We start from the raw sequence: 17,063 nt of genomic DNA on the forward strand, positions 1-17,063 counted from the left end.
CGATTCCGTCGAAAAACTCGGTGGCCCCCACGCTCACCGTCGGACGGGATGGGCTTTTGCCGTTGGACCGGTGTGTGCCCGGCCGGTCAAGCCGGGCTCGGCTGCGGGACCGGGATGATCTTTGCGAGCTTCCTCAGGTTCTGGGCTGCGGCTGCGAGGTGGAACTCGTCCTTCGCTCCGTTTGGCCCTCGTAGCCGGAGGCGGTCGAGCTTCAGGATGCGCTTGAGGTGGGCAAACAGCATCTCGACCTTCTTGCGCTCGCGCCGTGAGGTTTTGCCTTCCTCGGAGCGTGCGATGTCGCGGGCCATGTCCCGTGCGCCCTCGTAGATCGAGCGCGGGACCTTGCGCCTCGGCTCGTTCGGGCAGCACCGCGCTTTTAACGGGCATGGCGTGCAGTCGAACTTGCTCGCGCGGTACAGCAGCGTCGCCCCGTCGTTGACCCGGGTGCCGGTCGTGGTCAGCACCCGGCCCGCCGGGCAGCGATAGACGTCGTCCGGCTGGTCGTAGGTGAAGTCGGCGCGTGAGAAGGTGCCGTCGGTGCGGGTCGATTTGTCGAACACGCTGATGTGCGGCTCGATACCCTGCTCGTAGACGAGCCAGCCCAGCATCTCGGCCGAACCGTAACCGCTGTCGCCCGCCAGCTTGGCCGGATAGAGGTCGAAGCGCTCGCGCGAACGCTCGATCATGCGCTTGGCCGCAGTGACCTCGGCTTGCCGGATGGCCGTGGTCGCTTCGACGTCGACGATGATCGCATGGTCGAGGTCGATCAAATAGTTGGCCGTGTAGGCGAAGAACGCCTGACCGCCGTGCGCTCCGGTCCAGCGCGCGGCCGGATCGGCGGGCGAGATGAACTTGGGCGGCACCGGCGTTGCGGCCCCGAAGGCGGCCTCGTCGAGGACGGCGAGGTACTCCCGAGCGGCGCGGCTCACGGCCTCGGGCGGCAAGCCAGCAGAGCTTTCGACCCCCTTCTGCCGATTGGCGTCGGCCCTGATCAGGCTGCCGTCGACGGCAAAGCCTTCGCCACCCACGAGGCCCTCGGCGATGCAGCGGGCCAGCACGGTCTCGAACAGGCGGCGCAAGAGGTCACTGTCGCGGAAGCGGCCATGGCGGTTCTTGGAGAAGGTGGAATGATCCGGCACCCGGCCATCGAGACCGAGCCGGCAGAACCAGCGATAGGCGAGGTTGAGGTGGACCTCGTCGCAGAGCCGGCGCTCGGAGCGGATGCCGAGGCAGTAGCCGATGATCAGCATGCGGATCATCAACTCGGGATCGACCGAGGGGCGGCCCGTCGAGGCGTAGAACGGGGCCAGCTCCTGGCGCAGGCCGGTGAGATCGACGAAGCGGTCGATGGAGCGCAGTAGATGCTCGGCGGGAACGTGGGTGTCGAGCGAGAACTCGTAGAACAGAGCACCTTGCTCGACTTGCCGAGGTCCCATCATCTGCGTCGATCCCCGCCTCACAAAGGCAGTGAATCACCTCGCAAATGCCGCTGCAACAGCCGAGTTTTTCAACAAAATCGGTCGTGAGCAGCCCCTCGCACGGTCAAGCCGATTGGATCGCGATCCGAGCCCCTCACGACGCTCCAAAGCCGCGATCGCCGCGTGACTTGATCGCGCACGGCCAAGCCGCCAGAGTGCCGCCGCCGATCCCCCGCGCGGTGCCCTTCTCCCGGCGCGGCCGCAAACACGAGCTTGGACCCGATGGCGGCCCGTCCCGCGTCTTCCCCAGACAGCCCGCCGCTCGCCAAGCCCGGCATGACCATCGTCCGGATGCTGGTCTTCCTCGTGCTGGTCGGCTTCCTCGCCTTCGTCCTGTACCGGCAGATCACCCCGGCGTTTCTCGCTAATCCCGGCCTCAACGGGCTGATCCTCGGCGTGCTGCTGATCGCGGTGCTGCTCGCCTTCGGGCAGGTGACGCGGCTGTTTCGCGAGACGCGCTACGTCAACGCGCTCGCCGCCGGCGAGAAGCCCAGGGACAAGCCGGTGCTGCTGGCCCCCCTGGTGCCGGCGCTCGAAGCGCGCCGCGAGGGCGTGACGCTGACGGGCACCCGCGCGCTCCTCGACACCACCGCGGCGCGCCTCGACGAGGGCCGCGAGATCCTGCGCTACAGCGCCGGCATCCTCATTCTGCTCGGCCTGCTCGGCACGTTCTGGGGCCTGATCGAGACGCTGTCGGCGGTCGGCTCGGTGATAGGCGGGATGCGCGGCGGGGGCGATGCCGCGGTGATGTTCGACGAGCTGAAGAGCGGGCTCGCGGTGCCGCTGTCCGGCATCGGTCTGGCCTTCTCGGCCTCGCTGTTCGGCCTCGCCTCCTCGCTGGTGATCGGCTTCCTCGATCTCCAGGCGGGGCAGGCGCAAGCGCGCTTCCACAACGAGCTGGAGGATTGGCTGATCTCCGGCGAGGAGCAGGCGCCGGTCTCGGCCGCGCGGCCCGCGCCCGAGCACGATCCGGCGGTGGCCCGCGAGCTCCAGGCGGCGGTCGAGCGCCTGAGCGGCGTCATCGCCGAGGGCGGCGGCGGGCGGGCCGCGACCCAGGCGATGACCAATCTCGCCGAGGGCATCCAGGGCCTCGTCCAGCACATGCGCGCCGAGCAGCAGATGATCCGCGACTGGGTCGAGGCCCAGGCCGCCCGCGAGCGCGAGCTGAAGCAGGTGCTCGACCGGCTCGCGGCTCGGGAAAAGGCCCAATAATGGCATCCCGGCGCGTCCGCGCGCATCGCGGTCTCAACGTCTGGCCGGGCTACGTCGATGCCCTGGCCACGCTCCTGCTTGCTGTGGTGTTCCTGCTCACCGTCTTCGTGGTCGGGCAGTTCTTCCTGTCACAGGAGCTGACCGGGCGCGACGCGGTATTGAACCGCCTCAACCGCCAGATCGCCGACCTCACCGACCTCTTGGCGCTGGAGCGCTCGAACCGCCGCGCCCAGGAAGAGGCGGTGGCCGGCATGCGCAACACGCTGACCGCAACGGAGGCCGAGCGCGACCGGCTCCAGGCGCTGGCGGATGCCGCGACCGCGGCCCAGGGCAAGACCGGCGATGTGGACGCCCAGCTCGCCGCCGAGCGCGGCGCCACGGCCCGCGCGCAGAATCAGGTGGAATTGCTCAACGAGCAGATCCGGGCGCTGCGCCGCCAGCTCGCCGCGCTGGAGGACGCGCTCGCAGCCTCCGAATCGCGCGACCGCGAGAGCCAGGCCCGCATCGCCGAACTCGGCAGCCGCCTCAACGTGGCGCTGGCGCAAAGGGTTCAGGAACTCGCCCGGTACCGCTCCGACTTCTTCGGGCGGCTACGCCAGATCATCGGCTCGCGCTCGGACATCCGCATCGTCGGCGACCGCTTCGTGCTGCAATCCGAGGTGCTGTTCGCGGCGGGCTCGGCCGCGCTCAAGCCCGAGGCCGGGCCGGAGATCGACCGGATCGCCGGCGCCATCCTCGACATCTCGAAGGAGATTCCGGCCGACATCCCCTGGGTGCTGCGGGTCGACGGCCATACCGACGCGCGGCCGATCCAGTCGCCGCAATTCCCTTCGAACTGGGCGCTCTCGGCAGCCCGCGCCATCGCGGTGGTGCAGTACCTGCGCACCAAGGGTATCCCGCCGCAGCGCCTGTTGGCGGGCGCCTTCGGCGAGTTCCAGCCGCTCGATTCCGGCACGAGCGAGGAGGCCTATTCCCGCAACCGCCGCATCGAGATGAAGCTGACGGAGCGGTGATCGCTGAGCGCATCGTCCCGAAAGGTGGTTTCCGGCTTTCGGAGAAAGACGATGCGGCCCAATAACGGAGAGCATCGTCCCGAAAGGTGGTCCCCGGCCTTCGGAAAAACTGATGCATCACAAGAACTTAGCGCATCCGCCGCCAGGTCTGGCGCTTGCAGATGACGCTGAGCACGCAGCCCGCGACCTCGACGGTGTCGGGCCCCTTCGGCGTCAGGCTGCCCGAATAGGTCTTGCCGTCCTTCGGGTTGTAGAGGCTGCCCTCGAACCCCTCGCCGCTCGGCGTGCCGGCCTGCATGATCTGCACGCCGACGAGTTTTCGCGAGCGCAGGGAGGCGTCCGGGTTCTGGCTGTCGAGGCCCGGACCGGGGGTCGCCGCGATGGTGCCGCAATAGCCGGCGCCGCAGCGAGCGATGCGGACGGTCGAGCCCGCCGTCTCGGTCTGCCACACGCCGGAGAGATCGCCCCCCTTCTGGGCGAGGGCGGGACCGCTCGCGATGCCGAGCAGCGTCGCGGTCAGCGCGAGGCGGAAGGCGCGGCGGCGGGATGAGGCGTGCGCGACCATGCGGATCGGAACTCCTGACGGGGCCGCGGGCGGCGGCCGGGGCGGCAGCGGTATGGCCGCCGTGATCCGCGCGCAAGCCCCGCTGCACCGTGCGATTTTCGAGCCGCTCGCCTTGACTTCGCCGCCTTGGACCGTCTCAAGCGGCCTCAATCGCCCGCGATGCGGGCCGGCCGTGCGGTGGGGGACAAGACGGATGCAGGTGATCGACACGGAGATCCCGGCGGTCAAGCGGGTGATCCCGAAGCGCCACGGCGACGACCGCGGTTGGTTCTCGGAAACCTTCCGGGCCGACGTGCTGGCCCGCGCCGGCATCGCCAACACCTTCATCCAGGACAACCAGTCCTTTTCGGCGCCCAAGGGCACCGTGCGCGGCCTGCACTTCCAGACCGCCCCCGCGACGCAGGCCAAGCTGATCCGCGTGCTCGCCGGCGCGATCCTCGATGTCGCCGTCGACATCCGCTCCGATTCGCCGACATACGGCCGATACGTCGCCGTACGCCTCGACGCGGAAGGCGGCGAGCAATTGTTCGTGCCCGCCGGCTTCGCCCACGGATTCTGCACCCTCGAGCCGAACACGATGGTGGCCTACAAGGTCGACGCCTATTACAGCCCCGAGAACGACCGCAACCTGCGCTGGAACGACCCGGCGATCGGCATCGACTGGCCGGTGACCGAGGCCGAGGCGATCCTTTCGGGCAAGGACAAGGCGGCGCCGCTGCTGGCCGATCTCGGGCGCGTGTTCTGAACGCCCCCGCCCCCTGACGAATTCGACGGAGACTTTTCGCGATGCGCATTCTGGTGACCGGCGGCTGCGGCTTCATCGGCTCCGCGCTGGTGCTGCACCTCGTGCAGGACCTCGGCCACGAGGTGCTGACCCTCGACGCGCTGACCTATGCGGCCAACCCGATCTCGCTGGAGCCGCTGAAGGGCGATCCGCGCCATCGCCTGGAGCAGGCCGACATCTGCGATCCGGCCCGCGTCCACGCCCTCTATGCCGACTTCAAGCCCGATGCCGTGATGCATCTGGCCGCCGAGAGCCACGTCGATCGCTCGATCACCGATCCGGGCGCGTTCGTGCGCACCAACGTCATCGGCACCCAGGTGATGCTCGACGGCGCGCGCACTCACTGGGAGAGCCTGGAGGGCGAGGCGAAGCGGAATTTTCGCTTCCTTCACGTCTCGACCGACGAGGTCTATGGCTCGCTGCCCCCCGACGGGTTCTTCACGGAAGAGAGCCGCTACGATCCGCGCTCGCCCTACTCGGCCTCGAAGGCGGCCTCCGACCACCTCGCCCGGGCGTGGCACGAGACCTACGGCCTGCCGGTGCTGGTGACGAACTGCTCGAACAATTACGGGCCGCGCCACTTCCCGGAAAAGCTGATCCCGCTGATGATCCTGGCCGCGCTCGACGGCAAGAACCTGCCGGTCTACGGCGACGGCATGAACGAGCGCGACTGGATCCATGTCGAGGATCACGCCCGCGGCCTCGTCGCGGTGCTGGAGCGGGGGCGGCTGGGCGAGACCTACCTGCTCGGCGGACGCTCGGTGCGCAACAACCTCGCCGTGGTGAAGGCGCTCTGCGCCGCCTTCGACCGGGTGCGGCCCGAGCACGGCCCGCACGAGCGGCTGATCACGTTCGTGGCCGACCGCCCCGGCCATGACCGGCGCTACGCCATCGACCCGACCAAGGCCGAGCGCGAAGTCGGCTGGACGCCGACCAAGGTGTTCGAGGAGGCGCTGGTCGAGACCGTGCAATGGTATCTCGACAACGAATCGTGGTGGCGCCCGATCCGCGAGGGCCGCTATTCCGGCGAGCGCCTCGGCCTCGCGAAGTAGGCCGACGCGATGGACATCCTCATCCTCGGCGGCGCCGGGCAGGTCGGCACCGAGTTGCAGGCCTATCCCTGGCCCGAAGGCGTGCGGGTTCACGCCCCCGACCGCCAGAGCCTAGACATAACCGACGAGGCGGCGGTCGTCGCTGCCCTCGACGCCCGCGCCTACGCGGCGGTGATCGTGCCGGCGGCCTACACCGCCGTCGACAAGGCCGAGAGCGAGGTGGCCGCCGCATGGCGCCTCAACGCGCTGGCGCCCGCGATCCTCGCGGCGGAAACCAAGCGGCGGGGCATCCCGCTCGTCCACGTCTCGACCGATTACGTGTTCGAGGGCACGGGCGAGGGCTTCTACGCGCCCGACGCCCCCGTGAACCCGACGAGCGTCTACGGCGCCAGCAAGGCCGCGGGCGAGATGGCAGTGCGTACCGGCAACCCGCGCCACGCGATCGTGCGCACCGCCTGGGTGGTCAGCCCGCACCGGGGCAACTTCGTCAAGACGATGCTGCGGCTCGCCGCCGAGCGCGACAAGCTGACGGTGGTGGACGACCAGCACGGCTGCCCGACCTCCGCCGCCGACCTCGCGGCGGCGCTCGCCACCATCGCCCTGCGCCTCGCGCAGGACGAGGCGGCGCCGTCCGGCACCTTCCACTTCGTCAACGACGGCGCCACCACGTGGTGCGGCTTCGCCCGCGCCATCGTGGAGGGGGCGGCCAAGCGCGGCGGGCGCTCGATTCCGGTCGAGGGTATCCCCACCGCCGCCTACCCGACGCCGGCCCGGCGCCCGGCCAATTCGCGGCTCTCGACGCAGAGCCTGACCGATGCCTACGGCATCGCGCCGCGCCCCTGGGGCGAGGCGCTCGACGACATCCTCGACCGTCTGGTCGGGCCGGCGCACTGAACCATAGGGCTATTTCGATGAAGGGCATCGTGCTCGCCGGCGGCTCCGGCACCCGACTCCACCCGGCCACGCTGGCGATCAACAAGCAGCTGCTGCCGGTCTACGACAAGCCGATGATCTACTACCCGATCTCGGTGCTGATGCTCGCCGGCATCCGCGAGATCCTGATCATCTCGAGCCCCGAGCACCTCGGCAACTACCAGCGCCTTCTCGGCACCGGCGAGCAGTTCGGCGTGACCTTCTCCTACGCGGTCCAGCCGCGGCCGGAGGGGCTGGCCCAGGCCTTCATCATCGGCCGCGACTTCGTCGGCACCGACGAGGTGGCGCTGGTGCTCGGCGACAACCTGTTCTTCGGCAACGGCATGAGCGCCCTGCTCGGCAAGGCGCGCGCCCGCAAATCCGGCGCGACGGTGTTCGCCTACCATGTCGATCAGCCGGAGGCCTACGGCGTCGTCACCCTCGACGACGAGGGCCGCCCGCTGCGCCTCGTGGAGAAGCCCAAGACTCCCGAGAGCCCCTGGGCGGTGACCGGCCTGTACTTCTACGACAATCAGGTGCTCGACATCGCCGCCGAGGTGAAGCCCTCCGAACGCGGCGAGCTCGAGATCACCAGCGTCAACCAGGCCTATCTGGAGCGCGGCCAGCTCCACGTGGAGCGGATGAGCCGCGGCTACGCATGGCTCGACACCGGCACGCACGACAACCTTCTCGAAGCGGGCGAGTTCGTGCGCGTGCTTCAGCACCGCCAGGGCCTTCAGGTCGCCTGCCTCGAAGAGATCGCCTATCTCCAGGGCTTCATCGGCAAGGAGCAGCTCCAGGCCCGGGGCGAGCTGTTCGCCAAGACGCATTACGGCCAGAACCTGCTGCGGCTCGCCCGCGAGGGTCGCAGGGCCGATCAGGCGTTCTGACGCGGTTCCTTCGGCAGCCGGCGCGCCATATCGGGGCGATGGCCGGCCCCGCGCTCCTCGACATCGACCGCATCTTCCTCGAACCGGCCGTCGCGGATTATCCGCGCGGCCGGGAGATCCTAGCGCGCTTCCCAGAGGCGGAGCGCATCGAAGTCCCCTCGCACTGGAACATTCCGTCGCTGCACGGCAACGAAGGGTCGGTGGAGGACTGGGTGCGGATCAAGCGCTCGACGCTGGTGCTCGGCGTCAAGAAGGGGCTCGCCATGCGCCCCAACGGGCGCTCGGCGCATTTCATCGCGCCCTCGACCTCGAACGGCTGCGCCATGGCCTGCGCCTATTGCTACGTGCCGCGGCGCAAGGGCTTTTCCAATCCGATCTCGCTGTTCGTGAACGTCGAGGCGGTGAGCGCGGCGATCACCCGGCACGCCGCCAAGCAGGGGCCCTTACCCGCACCCGATCAGGTGGATGCGGCGGCCTGGGTCTACGATCTCGGCGAGAACGGCGACCTCTCGGTCGATGCCATGGTCTGCGACAACGTTCGCGACCTCGTCGCCCTGTTCCGCGGCCTGCCGAACGCCAAGGCCTCGTTCGCCACCAAATGGGTCAACCGCGACCTGCTCGATTACGACCCGCAGGGGCGCACCCGCATCCGTTTCTCGCTGATGCCGGCCAAGATCGCCAGGATCGTCGATGTCCGCACCGCGCCGATGCCGGAGCGGATCGCCGCCATCGACGACTTTCTAGCGGCCGGCTACGAGGTCCACGTCAATTTCTCGCCGGTCATCCTCTACGAGGGCTGGGAGGCGGATTGGGCCGAACTCTTCGCCGAGATCGACGACCGGCTCTCCGAGGCCGCGAAGGCTCAGCTCAAATGCGAGATCATCCTGCTGACCCACCATGCGGGTCTGCACACGGTCAATCTCGGCTGGCACCCCAAGGCCGAGGCGCTGCTGTGGCGCCCCGACATCCAGGAGGCCAAGCGCTCCGAGGGCGGGGGCGACAATCTGCGCTACCGCGCCGGCTGGAAGGGACGGTGGCTCACGCGCTTCCGCGCGTTGCTCGCCGAGAGGCTGCCGTATTGCACGGTACGCTACGCCTTCTGAGGCGCGGAGATTCGGCGAGGGATCGGGAATGAGCGAACACGAGACCTACCTGCGCGAGGCGGTCGAGATCGCGCGGGCGAACGTGGCGGAGGGCGGGCGGCCCTACGGTGCCGTCATCGTGCGCGGGGGCGAGGTGGTGGCGCGGGCCGCCAACGGCATCCATGTCAGCCACGATCCGACCGACCACGCCGAGATGGCCGCGCTCCGCGCGGCGAGCCGCAAGCTCGGTAAACCGAAGCTCGACGGCTGCATCGTCTACGCCAGCGGCCAGCCCTGCCCGATGTGCCACGCGGCGATGCGGCTCGCAGGCGTCGAGCGCGGCTACTACGCCTTCACCGCCGAGGAAGCGGAGGCCGAGGGGCTTCTGAGCGCCGGCATCTACGCCGAACTGTGCCGCCCGGCCGAGGAGCAGCCAATGCGGGTGTCCCACCTGAAGCTCGACGGCGAGCCGAACGTCTTCCGCGAGTGGTCGGAGCGGCGCAAGACGTAAGGGCGGCTGAGGCCGCCCTGTCTAGAGAATCGGCTTTTTTCCCCCGAAAGCCGGTTCCCACCTCTCGGGACGATGCTCTCGCCGCGTCCGGCTGTCAGTGGGTCCAGGGCGCGGTGCGGTTGAACTTGAAATTATCCGAGTAGGACAACCCCTTGCGCAGGACCGGGGGCTTGGCCTCCTCGACCCGGTAGGCGATGCCCTGGGACTGGGCGTAGGCCACCGCCTCCTCGGCGCTGTCGAATTCGAGCCGCACCTGCTGCAGCATGTCCGACGAACCGGTCCATCCCATCAGCGGATCGGTCTCGCGCGGGGCGGCCTGATCGAACTCCAGGAGCCATTGCTTGGTGCGCGCGAGCCCGGACTGCGAGGGGTCCTTGGCGGGGCGGTAGATGCGGGCGCTCGACATCGGACGGTGTACGTCTCCGGGAAGGGCATGGTCGGGGCGATAGGATTCGAACCTACGACCCTCTGCTCCCAAAGCAGATGCGCTACCAGACTGCGCTACACCCCGACACCCTGACGGGCCCGATGGAGATACCGCCTCGGCCCGTTCCGGGCAAGCAAAGCCGTCACGCGGCCCGCCGATCACACCAGAATGTCGAGAACCCGCTTCTCCGCGTCCAGCGTCGACTTCAGCACGGCAGCGTTCAAGCCGACCTCGACCTTCGCCTGGACCGCGTCCACCACGGCCGCGGTCGGATCGGAGGCGGCCCGAGGCGCGGCGACGCGGGCGGCGGCGCCGTCGAGGCGCTGGAAGGCGGCTCCGAGGCCCGCCATGCTCGTGGATGCGGCCGAGATCATGCTGCCCCCTGTGCCCTGACCGGCCCAGACAGCACGACCGCCGTGAAGCCTTCCTTGCCCGAATGCGGACAAGTCGCGGGATCGGACGAGCTTGACCGGACGCGAAGCGGTTCCCACCTCGCCGCCACCGAACGCCGCCGAGATACGAGGCACATCCATGATCGACCTGCATTACTGGCCGACCCCGAACGGCCACAAGGTGACGCTGTTTCTCGAAGAGACCGGCCTGCCCTACCGGATCCATCCGGTCGATATCGGCAAGGGCGCGCAGTTCGAGCCGGCCTTCCTCAGAATCGCCCCGAACAACCGCATGCCGGCCATCGTCGATCACGCGCCGGCCGATGGCGGCGCTCCGGTCTCGCTGTTCGAGTCGGGCGCGATCCTGCTCTACCTCGCCGAGAAGACCGGCCGCTTCCTGCCCGGCGACCTGCGCGGCCGGGCCGAGACCCTGCAATGGCTGTTCTGGCAGATGGGCGGCCTCGGGCCGATGCTCGGCCAGAACCATCACTTCTCGCAATATGCCCCCGAGAAGATCCCTTATGCCATCGACCGCTACGTCAAGGAGACCAACCGGCTCTACGGCGTGCTCGACCGGCGGCTGGCCGACCGCGCCTTTGTGGCGGGCGAGGACTACACCATCGCCGACATGGCGGCCTATCCGTGGATCGTGCCGTGGGAGAAGCAGGGCCAGAGCCTCGACGACCATCCGCATCTGAAGCGCTGGTTCGAGGCCATCGCCGAGCGCCCGGCGACGAAGGCGGCCTACGCCCGGGCCAAGGAGGCCAACCCGAATTACGGCCAGCCGATGAGCGAGGACGCCAAGAAGGTGATGTTCGGCCAGGATGCGGCGAACACGAAGCGGTAGGCGCCGCGCGAGCCTGTGTCCCGCGTACCACCACCGGGAAACGGTGCGCGGGGCACCCCGGCAACCAGGTTGTGCGCCCCGCCGCGTGCTGCATCGTGATTGCGTTGAACGAACACCCTCCCGTCACGAAGGCCCCGCGGCTCACGGGGCTTACGGCGGCCTCGCCGACCGCCGTCACCCGAGTAGGCAGACGGGAAGGGGGTGAGCGATGTGCTGATGTTTCCGCTTCTGCGGATCACATTCACAAAAAACCCGAGCGGTGAGTGGTCCATGACCATCACGCTCGGGATCGCCTGGTAGTTCAACAAGAGGGGCCGCAGGTAGCCGCCTGCGGCCCCTCGCCGCGAATATGGAGCGCGTGACCTGCAATTGCAATCAGCACGCGTCGCCCGTCCTCACCGCCCGCTGCGCCGCGCCGCCACCGTGGCGAGCGCCGCGAAATCCCGGTCGCCGTCGCCGTGGGCGATGGCGTCGAGGAGGTTGTCGCGCAGCACGCTGGCGAAGGGCATCGGCACGGCGGCCGCCTCGCCGGCTTCGAGCGCGAGGCGCACGTCCTTGAGGCCCAGCCGCATCGTGAAGCCCGGCGGCTCGTAGCGGCCCTCCATGATCATCGCGCCGTAATTCTTGTAGACCGGCGAGGCGAACAGGGTGCCGGTCAGCATCGCCAGCACGTCGGCGCCGGGGATGCCGTGGCCTTCCGAGAAGGCCGCCACCTCGCCCATCGCCTCGATGGCCGAGACCAGCATGAAGTTGCCGGCGAGCTTGACGGCGTTAGCTTTTTCCGGCTCCGCGCCGAAGCGCCAGGTCTTCGAGCCCATGGCGTCGAACAGCGGCTGGACCCGTCCGATCGCCCCATCCTCGCCCGCGGCGATGATGTTGAGCGCGCCATTGGCCGCCGCGTCCGGTCGGCCGAAGACTGGAGCGGACACGTAGGCCACGCCCGCCCGGCCATGGATGGCGGCGAGTTCCCGGGCGAGCGCCACCGAGATCGTCGACATGCCGACATGCACCGCCGGGCGCGCCGGCCCGTCGAGCAACCCGCCCTCGACGATCACCGCGCGAAGCGCCGCATCGTCGGCCAGCATGGTGATGGCGGCGTCGCCCGAGAACGCGTCCGCCGCGCTGCCCACCGGCTCCGCGCCCTCGACGGCCCGCGCGGCCTCCGGCGAGCGGTTCCATACCCTGACGCGGTGGCCCGCAGCGACGAGCCGGGCCGCCATCGCCCGGCCCATGCGGCCGAGCCCAATGAATCCGACGTCCATATCCGTCCTGGCTCCTCAGTTGCGGTCGAGGAAGTCGAGCACCAGCCCGTTGAACATGTCGGTCGCCTCCATGTGGACGAGGTGGCCGACATTGTTGATGACCTCGGCGCGCGCGTTGGGCATCCGCGCGGCCAGCGCCCTCGCGTGGCCGGTGTTGTCGCCCATGGTGGCGCGCAGTTCCGGCGGCGCGAACGGCTTGCCCGGCGCGTTGCGGTCGTTGGCGCCCATCACGAACAGGGTCGGCGCCTTGACCAGCGGAATCTCGTGGACGACCGGCTGGCCCCAGATGGTCTGGTAGGATTGCACGAACGAGCGCAGCCAGCGCGGATACTCGCCCGAGCCCTTCACCCGCTCGCGAATCTGCACGAACGGCTCGATCGCCGAGGCCGGCAGCGACAGCGAATAGCTCGTCATCAGCTGCTTGCGGTAGGCGTCCGCCGTCAGCTCGCCCTCGCGGGTCAGGAGCAGATCGTCGGTGACCGGCGGCACGGTGAAGCGGTAATCCTCCAGCCCGATCGGCGCCTCCAGCACCAGGGCGTTGACCCGCTGCGGATAGTTGCGCGTCAGCCGCACCGCCAGCATCCCGCCCATCGAATGGCCGACGACGTCGAAGCGTTGAAGTCCCAGAGAATCGGCGAGCGCCACCGTGTCGGCGGCCATCCGGTCGAAGGTGAACGGCTTGATCGGCTTGGAGGACTTGCCGAATCCGAGCTGATCCGGGACGACGACCCGGTACCCGCCCTCGGTGAGGGCGCGGATCACCGGCTCCCAGTAGCTCGAAGGGAAGTTGCGCCCGTGCAGCAGCAGGACGGTGCGGCCGTTGGCGGTCCCGGTCGGGGCGACGTCCATATAGGCGAGGCGCTGCGCCTCGTGATCGCGCACGAGCGGCAGGAACTTCACCGGATGGGGATAGGCGAAGCCTTCGAGGCCGATGCCGAGCGGCGCATCCGCCCCCTCCTGAGCGGGGGCCGGCGAGGCGGTCAGGGCCAGCGCCAGCAGCGCCAGGGCGGGAAGGGATCGCATGGGGTCTCCTCGATGTGCCGCATACAGATAGGGCGCGACAGGCGCCGGCACCTCCCCGGTGGGACATCGGACCTGACTCGTTGCCGAACGGGGCAACGATGAAGCCCGTGGGCACGGACGGGTTGCCGCAGCGGGAGCGCAGTCTCGCCTTCTCGGCGATGGCGCTCGCCATGGCCATGGCGGTGCTCGACGGCGCCATCGTCAACGTCGCGCTGCCCGTGATTGCGCGCGACCTGAAGGTCCCGGCATCGGACGCGATCTTCGTCGTCAACGCCTACCAGATCGCCGTGACGGCCGCCCTGCTGCCGCTGGCGACGCTCGGCGAGAGCCTCGGCTACCGCCGGATCTATCTCGCGGGGCTCGCGGCCTTCACCGCCGCTTCCCTCGCCTGCGCGGTCGCCCCCGATCTCGCGAGCCTGATCGTGGCGCGGATCGTCCAGGGGCTCGGGGCCGCCGGAATCATGAGCGTCAACACCGCGCTCGTGCGCTTCATCTATCCGAACCGCCTGCTCGGGCGGGGCGTGGGCAACGTGGCGCTGGTGGTCGCAATCGCCTCCGCCGCCGGGCCGACCCTGGCGGCGGCCGTGCTCACGGTCGCGGACTGGCCGTGGCTGTTCCTCGTCAACCTGCCGGTGGGGCTGGTGGCGCTCGCGGTGGGCGCGCGCACGCTGCCGCAGACGCAGCGCTCGGCGGCGCGGTTCGACCTCGCAAGCGCGGGGCTCAACGCGCTCACCGTCGGCCTGCTGATCGTCGGCCTCGACGGGCTCGGCGATCCGAACCGGCGCCCGCTCGCACTCGCCGGCCTCGCGGCGGCGTTCGTCGTCGGCACGGTCTTCGTCCGGAGCCAGCTGCGGCTGTCCCGGCCGCTGCTGCCGCTCGATCTCCTGCGGGTTCCGGCCTTCGCCCTCTCGATGGTCTCGTCCGTCTGCGCCTTCGCCGCGCAGATGACCGCCTACGTCGCCCTGCCCTTCTACTTCCACGACGGGCTCGGCCTGTCGGTGGCGCAGACCGGCTTCCTGATGACGCCCTGGCCGCTCGCCATCGCGGTGGCCGCGCCCCTCTCGGGGCGGCTCGCCGACCGCTACCCGCCGGGGCTTCTCGGCGCGCTCGGCCTGCTGCTGCTGGCCTCCGGCATCGCGGCGCTCGCGCTGCTGACGCGCGAGGCCACGACCCTCGACATCGGCTGGCGGCTCACCCTCGCCGGCCTCGGCTTCGGCCTGTTCCAGTCGCCCAACAACAAGATCATCATCACCAGCGCCCCGCGGGACCGCAGCGGCGGCGCCAGCGGCATGCAATCGAGCGCGCGGCTCGTCGGGCAATCGCTCGGCGCGGCGCTCGTCGCCGTCGCCTTCGGACTGAGCGCGGGCGGCCCGTCCGGCGCCTTCGCCCCGACGCTGTGGTGCGCGGTCGCCCTGGCACTCGGCGGCGCGCTCGCTAGCGGCTTGCGCCGGACGCGGCCCTGATGCGGTGGACGCCGCACCGGACGAGACCTCGCGCGTTGTCCGCAGGGGCGCATGCGACGGACGGCTTCACATGGACATCGACCTGAAAGGGCGCAGCGCCCTCGTGACCGGTTCGACCGGCGGCATCGGCTACGCCATCGCCAAGGCCCTGGGCCAGCTCGGTGCCACGGTGGCGGTCAACGGACGGACGGGCGAGCGGGTCAACGCCGCGATCGAGCGGTTGCGCGGCGAGGTGCCCGGCGCCGGCTTCGTCGCCGGCATCGGCGACGTCGGCACCGAGGAGGGCGCGGCCGAACTGGTGGCGGCGCTGCCGACGGTCGACATCCTGATCAACAACGCCGGCATCTTCGAGCCCAAGCCCTTCTTCGAGATTCCCGACGGAGAATGGCGCCGGTTCTTCGAGGTCAACGTGATGAGCGGCATCCGGCTGGCCCGCGCCTACGGGCCCGGCATGGTCGAGCGCGGCTGGGGCCGTATCGTGTTCATCGCCAGCGAGTCCGGCATCAACATCCCCGTGGAGATGGTCCATTACGGCATGACCAAGACGGCGCAGCTCGCCGTCTCCCGCGGGCTGGCCGAAACGGTCGGCGGCAGCGGCGTCACCGTCAACAGCGTGCTGCCCGGCCCGACACTGACCGAGGGCGTGGCCGACTTCCTGGAATCGATGGGCGGGGGCGAAGGCGATCTGGAGGCCAAGGGCCGCGCCTTCATCGCCGAGAACCGCCCGACCTCGCTCCTCAAGCGCCTCGCGCAGCCGGAGGAGGTGGCCAGCATGGTTGCCTATCTCTGCACTCCGGCGGCCAGCGCCACGACAGGGGCGGCGCTGAGGGTCGATGGCGGAGTGCTGCGCGGCATCGCGTGACGGCCCGGCCGTCGGATCGCCTCGGGCTCAGCGGGGTCCACCCTCCGCACGCGGGGCGAGGGTTGCGCACCGCCGATACGCGCGCACGGGAGCGATCGAAAAAACAAAACCCGGCTCGCGGGAGCGAACCGGGTCGAGAATGTCGGCGCGCCGAGCGCGCCGGAACCATCCTTGGAAAAAATCAGCCCTTCAGATGGGCGGCCAAGTGCTTGTTCATCTCGAACATCGAGCACTTGTCCTTGCCGAAGATCTTCTTCAGCTTGTCGTCGGCCAGAATCTCGCGCTTGTTCTCAGGGTTCTGAAGGTTGTGCTTCTTGATGTGTTCCCACACCTTGCTGACCACCTCGCCGCGGGGCAGCGGGCTGTCGCCGACGATGGCGGCGAGGTCGGCGGAGGGCTTCAGCGGCTGCTGCAGCGCGTTGGGCTTGGCGCCGGCATCGGCCTTGGTGGCGGCCTTCTTCGGGGCGGCGGCCTTGGCGGGCTTGGCGGTGTCCTTGGCGTCGTCCTTCTTCGGGGCGGCCTTCTTCTCCGACGTCTTCGTAGCCATGGTGTCCCTCCGTTCTGCGATCCGGCAGCAATTTCGAAACGAGCCCGGGGGTTCCGGGGCGCTAGGGAGCAACAACTAAGCGGTACCGCGCCCGTTCCAAGAGCGCGAGCGCGCCGTTTCAGTGCCCATCCACAGATCAGGAGCGGTTTTCGCCAGGTTGCGCAAGCCTCGGGCCGCCGGGGGCGCGGTTCGGCGGGCCGGCGTGCACAGGCGTTTGCCGGGGGGAACCGCTTCCGCGGCACCGCATTCAACGCAGGTCCCCCGTCCGAGGGAGCAGCGAGGAGACATGGATGCCGACGGACCTGCCCGCCGAGCGCAACTTACGGAAACCCGGAAGCCTGGAACTCGACCCCGAAGGCGGCGAGGGCATCGCCATCGACGAGACGCCCCGCCTCATCGCCTCGGACAAGGTCGAGGGCACGCCGGTCTATGACGGCAGCGGGCGCCATCTCGGCACCGTGCGCAACTTCATGGTCGACAAGGTCTCGGGGCAGGTCGCCTACGCCGTCCTGTCCTTCGGCGGCTTCCTCGGGATCGGCGAGACCTACCACCCGCTGCCCTGGCGCGCCCTGACCTATTCGGTCGAACTCGGCGGCTACGTGGTCGAGATCGATCCCGCCGACCTGGAGGGCGCGCCGACGCACGGGCCCGGCGAGGACCCGTTCTCCGATCCCGATTTCGGCGGCCGGCTCGACGACCATTGGGGTGGTCGCAAGGCCCCGACCGCCTGAAACGGCTGCG

General features: G+C 69.6%; 19 protein-coding genes and 1 tRNA gene. 12 read left to right on the top strand and 8 right to left on the bottom strand.

What is annotated here, in order from left to right; all coding sequences use genetic code 11:
* Window positions 1–86 precede the first annotated feature (86 nt).
* Entirely contained in the window at window positions 87–1,439 is a 1,353-nt protein-coding gene (locus tag BM140_RS15535) for a transposase (protein ID WP_091948133.1), read from the bottom strand.
* 261 nt (window positions 1,440–1,700) lie between these two features.
* On the opposite strand from BM140_RS15535, the gene BM140_RS15540 reads away from it, so the two are divergent.
* Window positions 1,701–2,690 carry a MotA/TolQ/ExbB proton channel family protein gene (locus BM140_RS15540; protein WP_091948136.1) on the top strand — a complete coding sequence of 330 codons (990 nt, stop codon included), beginning with the start codon at window positions 1,701–1,703 and terminating at the stop codon, window positions 2,688–2,690.
* Window positions 2,690–3,703 carry a peptidoglycan -binding protein gene (locus tag BM140_RS15545; protein WP_091948139.1) on the top strand — a complete coding sequence of 338 codons (1,014 nt, stop codon included), beginning with the start codon at window positions 2,690–2,692 and terminating at the stop codon, window positions 3,701–3,703. Before BM140_RS15540 ends, BM140_RS15545 begins: the two co-directional genes overlap by 1 nt.
* Window positions 3,704–3,830: 127 nt before the next feature.
* On the opposite strand, the gene BM140_RS15550 is transcribed toward BM140_RS15545, so the two are convergent.
* Window positions 3,831–4,268 (bottom strand): DUF2147 domain-containing protein, encoded by a 438-nt coding sequence (locus tag BM140_RS15550; RefSeq protein WP_091948142.1) that lies wholly within the window; start codon window positions 4,266–4,268, stop codon window positions 3,831–3,833.
* Between the two features lie 193 nt (window positions 4,269–4,461).
* Here BM140_RS15550 and rfbC point away from each other — a divergent pair, with 193 nt between their 5' ends.
* From rfbC to BM140_RS15580, 6 genes are read left to right on the top strand one after another with little or no spacing between them, the layout of a single operon-like run.
* A complete protein-coding gene (rfbC, locus tag BM140_RS15555) occupies window positions 4,462–5,013 on the top strand; it encodes a dTDP-4-dehydrorhamnose 3,5-epimerase (protein WP_091948145.1) in 552 nt (183 codons plus the stop codon).
* 41 nt (window positions 5,014–5,054) lie between these two features.
* Window positions 5,055–6,104, top strand: coding sequence for a dTDP-glucose 4,6-dehydratase (gene rfbB, locus BM140_RS15560; RefSeq protein WP_091948148.1), 1,050 nt, complete (start codon window positions 5,055–5,057; stop codon window positions 6,102–6,104).
* A gap of 9 nt (window positions 6,105–6,113) precedes the next feature.
* Window positions 6,114–6,998: a dTDP-4-dehydrorhamnose reductase gene (rfbD, locus tag BM140_RS15565; protein WP_091948151.1), complete on the top strand. Its 885-nt coding sequence runs from the start codon at window positions 6,114–6,116 to the stop codon at window positions 6,996–6,998.
* Window positions 6,999–7,015: 17 nt separating this feature from the next.
* Entirely contained in the window at window positions 7,016–7,906 is an 891-nt protein-coding gene (gene rfbA / locus BM140_RS15570) for a glucose-1-phosphate thymidylyltransferase RfbA (protein WP_091948154.1), read from the top strand.
* A gap of 38 nt (window positions 7,907–7,944) precedes the next feature.
* Window positions 7,945–9,009 (top strand): spore photoproduct lyase family protein, encoded by a 1,065-nt coding sequence (locus BM140_RS15575; RefSeq protein WP_091948158.1) that lies wholly within the window; start codon window positions 7,945–7,947, stop codon window positions 9,007–9,009.
* Between the two features lie 28 nt (window positions 9,010–9,037).
* On the top strand, window positions 9,038–9,499 hold the full coding sequence (locus tag BM140_RS15580; protein WP_091948161.1) for a nucleoside deaminase: 462 nt from the start codon (window positions 9,038–9,040) through the stop codon (window positions 9,497–9,499).
* A 94-nt stretch (window positions 9,500–9,593) separates the two neighbouring features.
* Here the strand turns inward: BM140_RS15580 and BM140_RS15585 are convergent, their stop codons facing one another.
* The 3 genes from BM140_RS15585 to BM140_RS15595 form a co-directional block, all read right to left on the bottom strand.
* Window positions 9,594–9,905 carry an ETC complex I subunit gene (locus tag BM140_RS15585; protein ID WP_091948164.1) on the bottom strand — a complete coding sequence of 104 codons (312 nt, stop codon included), beginning with the start codon at window positions 9,903–9,905 and terminating at the stop codon, window positions 9,594–9,596.
* Between the two features lie 28 nt (window positions 9,906–9,933).
* Window positions 9,934–10,010: transfer RNA gene (locus BM140_RS15590), tRNA-Pro, on the bottom strand.
* A 74-nt stretch (window positions 10,011–10,084) separates the two neighbouring features.
* A complete protein-coding gene (locus tag BM140_RS15595; protein ID WP_244535451.1) occupies window positions 10,085–10,276 on the bottom strand; it encodes a hypothetical protein in 192 nt (63 codons plus the stop codon).
* 181 nt (window positions 10,277–10,457) lie between these two features.
* On the opposite strand from BM140_RS15595, the gene BM140_RS15600 reads away from it, so the two are divergent.
* On the top strand, window positions 10,458–11,165 hold the full coding sequence (locus BM140_RS15600) for a glutathione binding-like protein (RefSeq protein ID WP_091948169.1): 708 nt from the start codon (window positions 10,458–10,460) through the stop codon (window positions 11,163–11,165).
* 395 nt (window positions 11,166–11,560) lie between these two features.
* Here the strand turns inward: BM140_RS15600 and BM140_RS15605 are convergent, their stop codons facing one another.
* On the bottom strand, window positions 11,561–12,427 hold the full coding sequence (locus BM140_RS15605) for an NAD(P)-dependent oxidoreductase (protein WP_091948173.1): 867 nt from the start codon (window positions 12,425–12,427) through the stop codon (window positions 11,561–11,563).
* 15 nt (window positions 12,428–12,442) lie between these two features.
* Window positions 12,443–13,450 carry an alpha/beta hydrolase gene (locus tag BM140_RS15610; RefSeq protein ID WP_091948177.1) on the bottom strand — a complete coding sequence of 336 codons (1,008 nt, stop codon included), beginning with the start codon at window positions 13,448–13,450 and terminating at the stop codon, window positions 12,443–12,445.
* Window positions 13,451–13,548: 98 nt separating this feature from the next.
* Between BM140_RS15610 and BM140_RS15615 the strand changes: the two genes are divergently transcribed.
* Both BM140_RS15615 and BM140_RS15620 read left to right on the top strand, forming a co-directional pair.
* Window positions 13,549–14,913, top strand: a complete 1,365-nt coding sequence (locus BM140_RS15615) for an MFS transporter (RefSeq protein ID WP_091948180.1) — start codon at window positions 13,549–13,551, stop codon at window positions 14,911–14,913.
* A 70-nt stretch (window positions 14,914–14,983) separates the two neighbouring features.
* Entirely contained in the window at window positions 14,984–15,775 is a 792-nt protein-coding gene (locus BM140_RS15620; protein ID WP_091948183.1) for an SDR family NAD(P)-dependent oxidoreductase, read from the top strand.
* A 181-nt stretch (window positions 15,776–15,956) separates the two neighbouring features.
* Here the strand turns inward: BM140_RS15620 and BM140_RS15625 are convergent, their stop codons facing one another.
* On the bottom strand, window positions 15,957–16,322 hold the full coding sequence (locus BM140_RS15625; protein ID WP_091948186.1) for an SWIB/MDM2 domain-containing protein: 366 nt from the start codon (window positions 16,320–16,322) through the stop codon (window positions 15,957–15,959).
* 290 nt (window positions 16,323–16,612) lie between these two features.
* Between BM140_RS15625 and BM140_RS15630 the strand changes: the two genes are divergently transcribed.
* Window positions 16,613–17,053 (top strand): PRC-barrel domain-containing protein, encoded by a 441-nt coding sequence (locus tag BM140_RS15630; RefSeq protein WP_091948189.1) that lies wholly within the window; start codon window positions 16,613–16,615, stop codon window positions 17,051–17,053.
* Window positions 17,054–17,063: the final 10 nt, after the last annotated feature.

Source organism: Methylorubrum salsuginis, assembly GCF_900114375.1.
GTDB lineage: Bacteria > Pseudomonadota > Alphaproteobacteria > Rhizobiales > Beijerinckiaceae > Methylobacterium > Methylobacterium salsuginis.

Coding starts and splice junctions, on each gene's coding strand:
- BM140_RS15595 (WP_244535451.1), bottom strand. CDS start 10,276: ATGGCGGGCCTCGGAGCCGCCTTCCAGCGCCTCGACGGCGCCGCCGCC.
- BM140_RS15600 (WP_091948169.1), top strand. CDS start 10,458: ATGATCGACCTGCATTACTGGCCGACCCCGAACGGCCACAAGGTGACG.
- BM140_RS15630 (WP_091948189.1), top strand. CDS start 16,613: ATGCCGACGGACCTGCCCGCCGAGCGCAACTTACGGAAACCCGGAAGC.
- BM140_RS15585 (WP_091948164.1), bottom strand. CDS start 9,905: ATGTCGAGCGCCCGCATCTACCGCCCCGCCAAGGACCCCTCGCAGTCC.
- BM140_RS15580 (WP_091948161.1), top strand. CDS start 9,038: ATGAGCGAACACGAGACCTACCTGCGCGAGGCGGTCGAGATCGCGCGG.
- BM140_RS15575 (WP_091948158.1), top strand. CDS start 7,945: ATGGCCGGCCCCGCGCTCCTCGACATCGACCGCATCTTCCTCGAACCG.
- BM140_RS15610 (WP_091948177.1), bottom strand. CDS start 13,450: ATGCGATCCCTTCCCGCCCTGGCGCTGCTGGCGCTGGCCCTGACCGCC.
- BM140_RS15620 (WP_091948183.1), top strand. CDS start 14,984: ATGGACATCGACCTGAAAGGGCGCAGCGCCCTCGTGACCGGTTCGACC.
- BM140_RS15540 (WP_091948136.1), top strand. CDS start 1,701: ATGGCGGCCCGTCCCGCGTCTTCCCCAGACAGCCCGCCGCTCGCCAAG.
- rfbB (WP_091948148.1), top strand. CDS start 5,055: ATGCGCATTCTGGTGACCGGCGGCTGCGGCTTCATCGGCTCCGCGCTG.
- BM140_RS15550 (WP_091948142.1), bottom strand. CDS start 4,268: ATGGTCGCGCACGCCTCATCCCGCCGCCGCGCCTTCCGCCTCGCGCTG.
- BM140_RS15605 (WP_091948173.1), bottom strand. CDS start 12,427: ATGGACGTCGGATTCATTGGGCTCGGCCGCATGGGCCGGGCGATGGCG.
- BM140_RS15535 (WP_091948133.1), bottom strand. CDS start 1,439: ATGATGGGACCTCGGCAAGTCGAGCAAGGTGCTCTGTTCTACGAGTTC.
- BM140_RS15545 (WP_091948139.1), top strand. CDS start 2,690: ATGGCATCCCGGCGCGTCCGCGCGCATCGCGGTCTCAACGTCTGGCCG.
- BM140_RS15615 (WP_091948180.1), top strand. CDS start 13,549: ATGAAGCCCGTGGGCACGGACGGGTTGCCGCAGCGGGAGCGCAGTCTC.
- rfbA (WP_091948154.1), top strand. CDS start 7,016: ATGAAGGGCATCGTGCTCGCCGGCGGCTCCGGCACCCGACTCCACCCG.
- rfbD (WP_091948151.1), top strand. CDS start 6,114: ATGGACATCCTCATCCTCGGCGGCGCCGGGCAGGTCGGCACCGAGTTG.
- rfbC (WP_091948145.1), top strand. CDS start 4,462: ATGCAGGTGATCGACACGGAGATCCCGGCGGTCAAGCGGGTGATCCCG.
- BM140_RS15625 (WP_091948186.1), bottom strand. CDS start 16,322: ATGGCTACGAAGACGTCGGAGAAGAAGGCCGCCCCGAAGAAGGACGAC.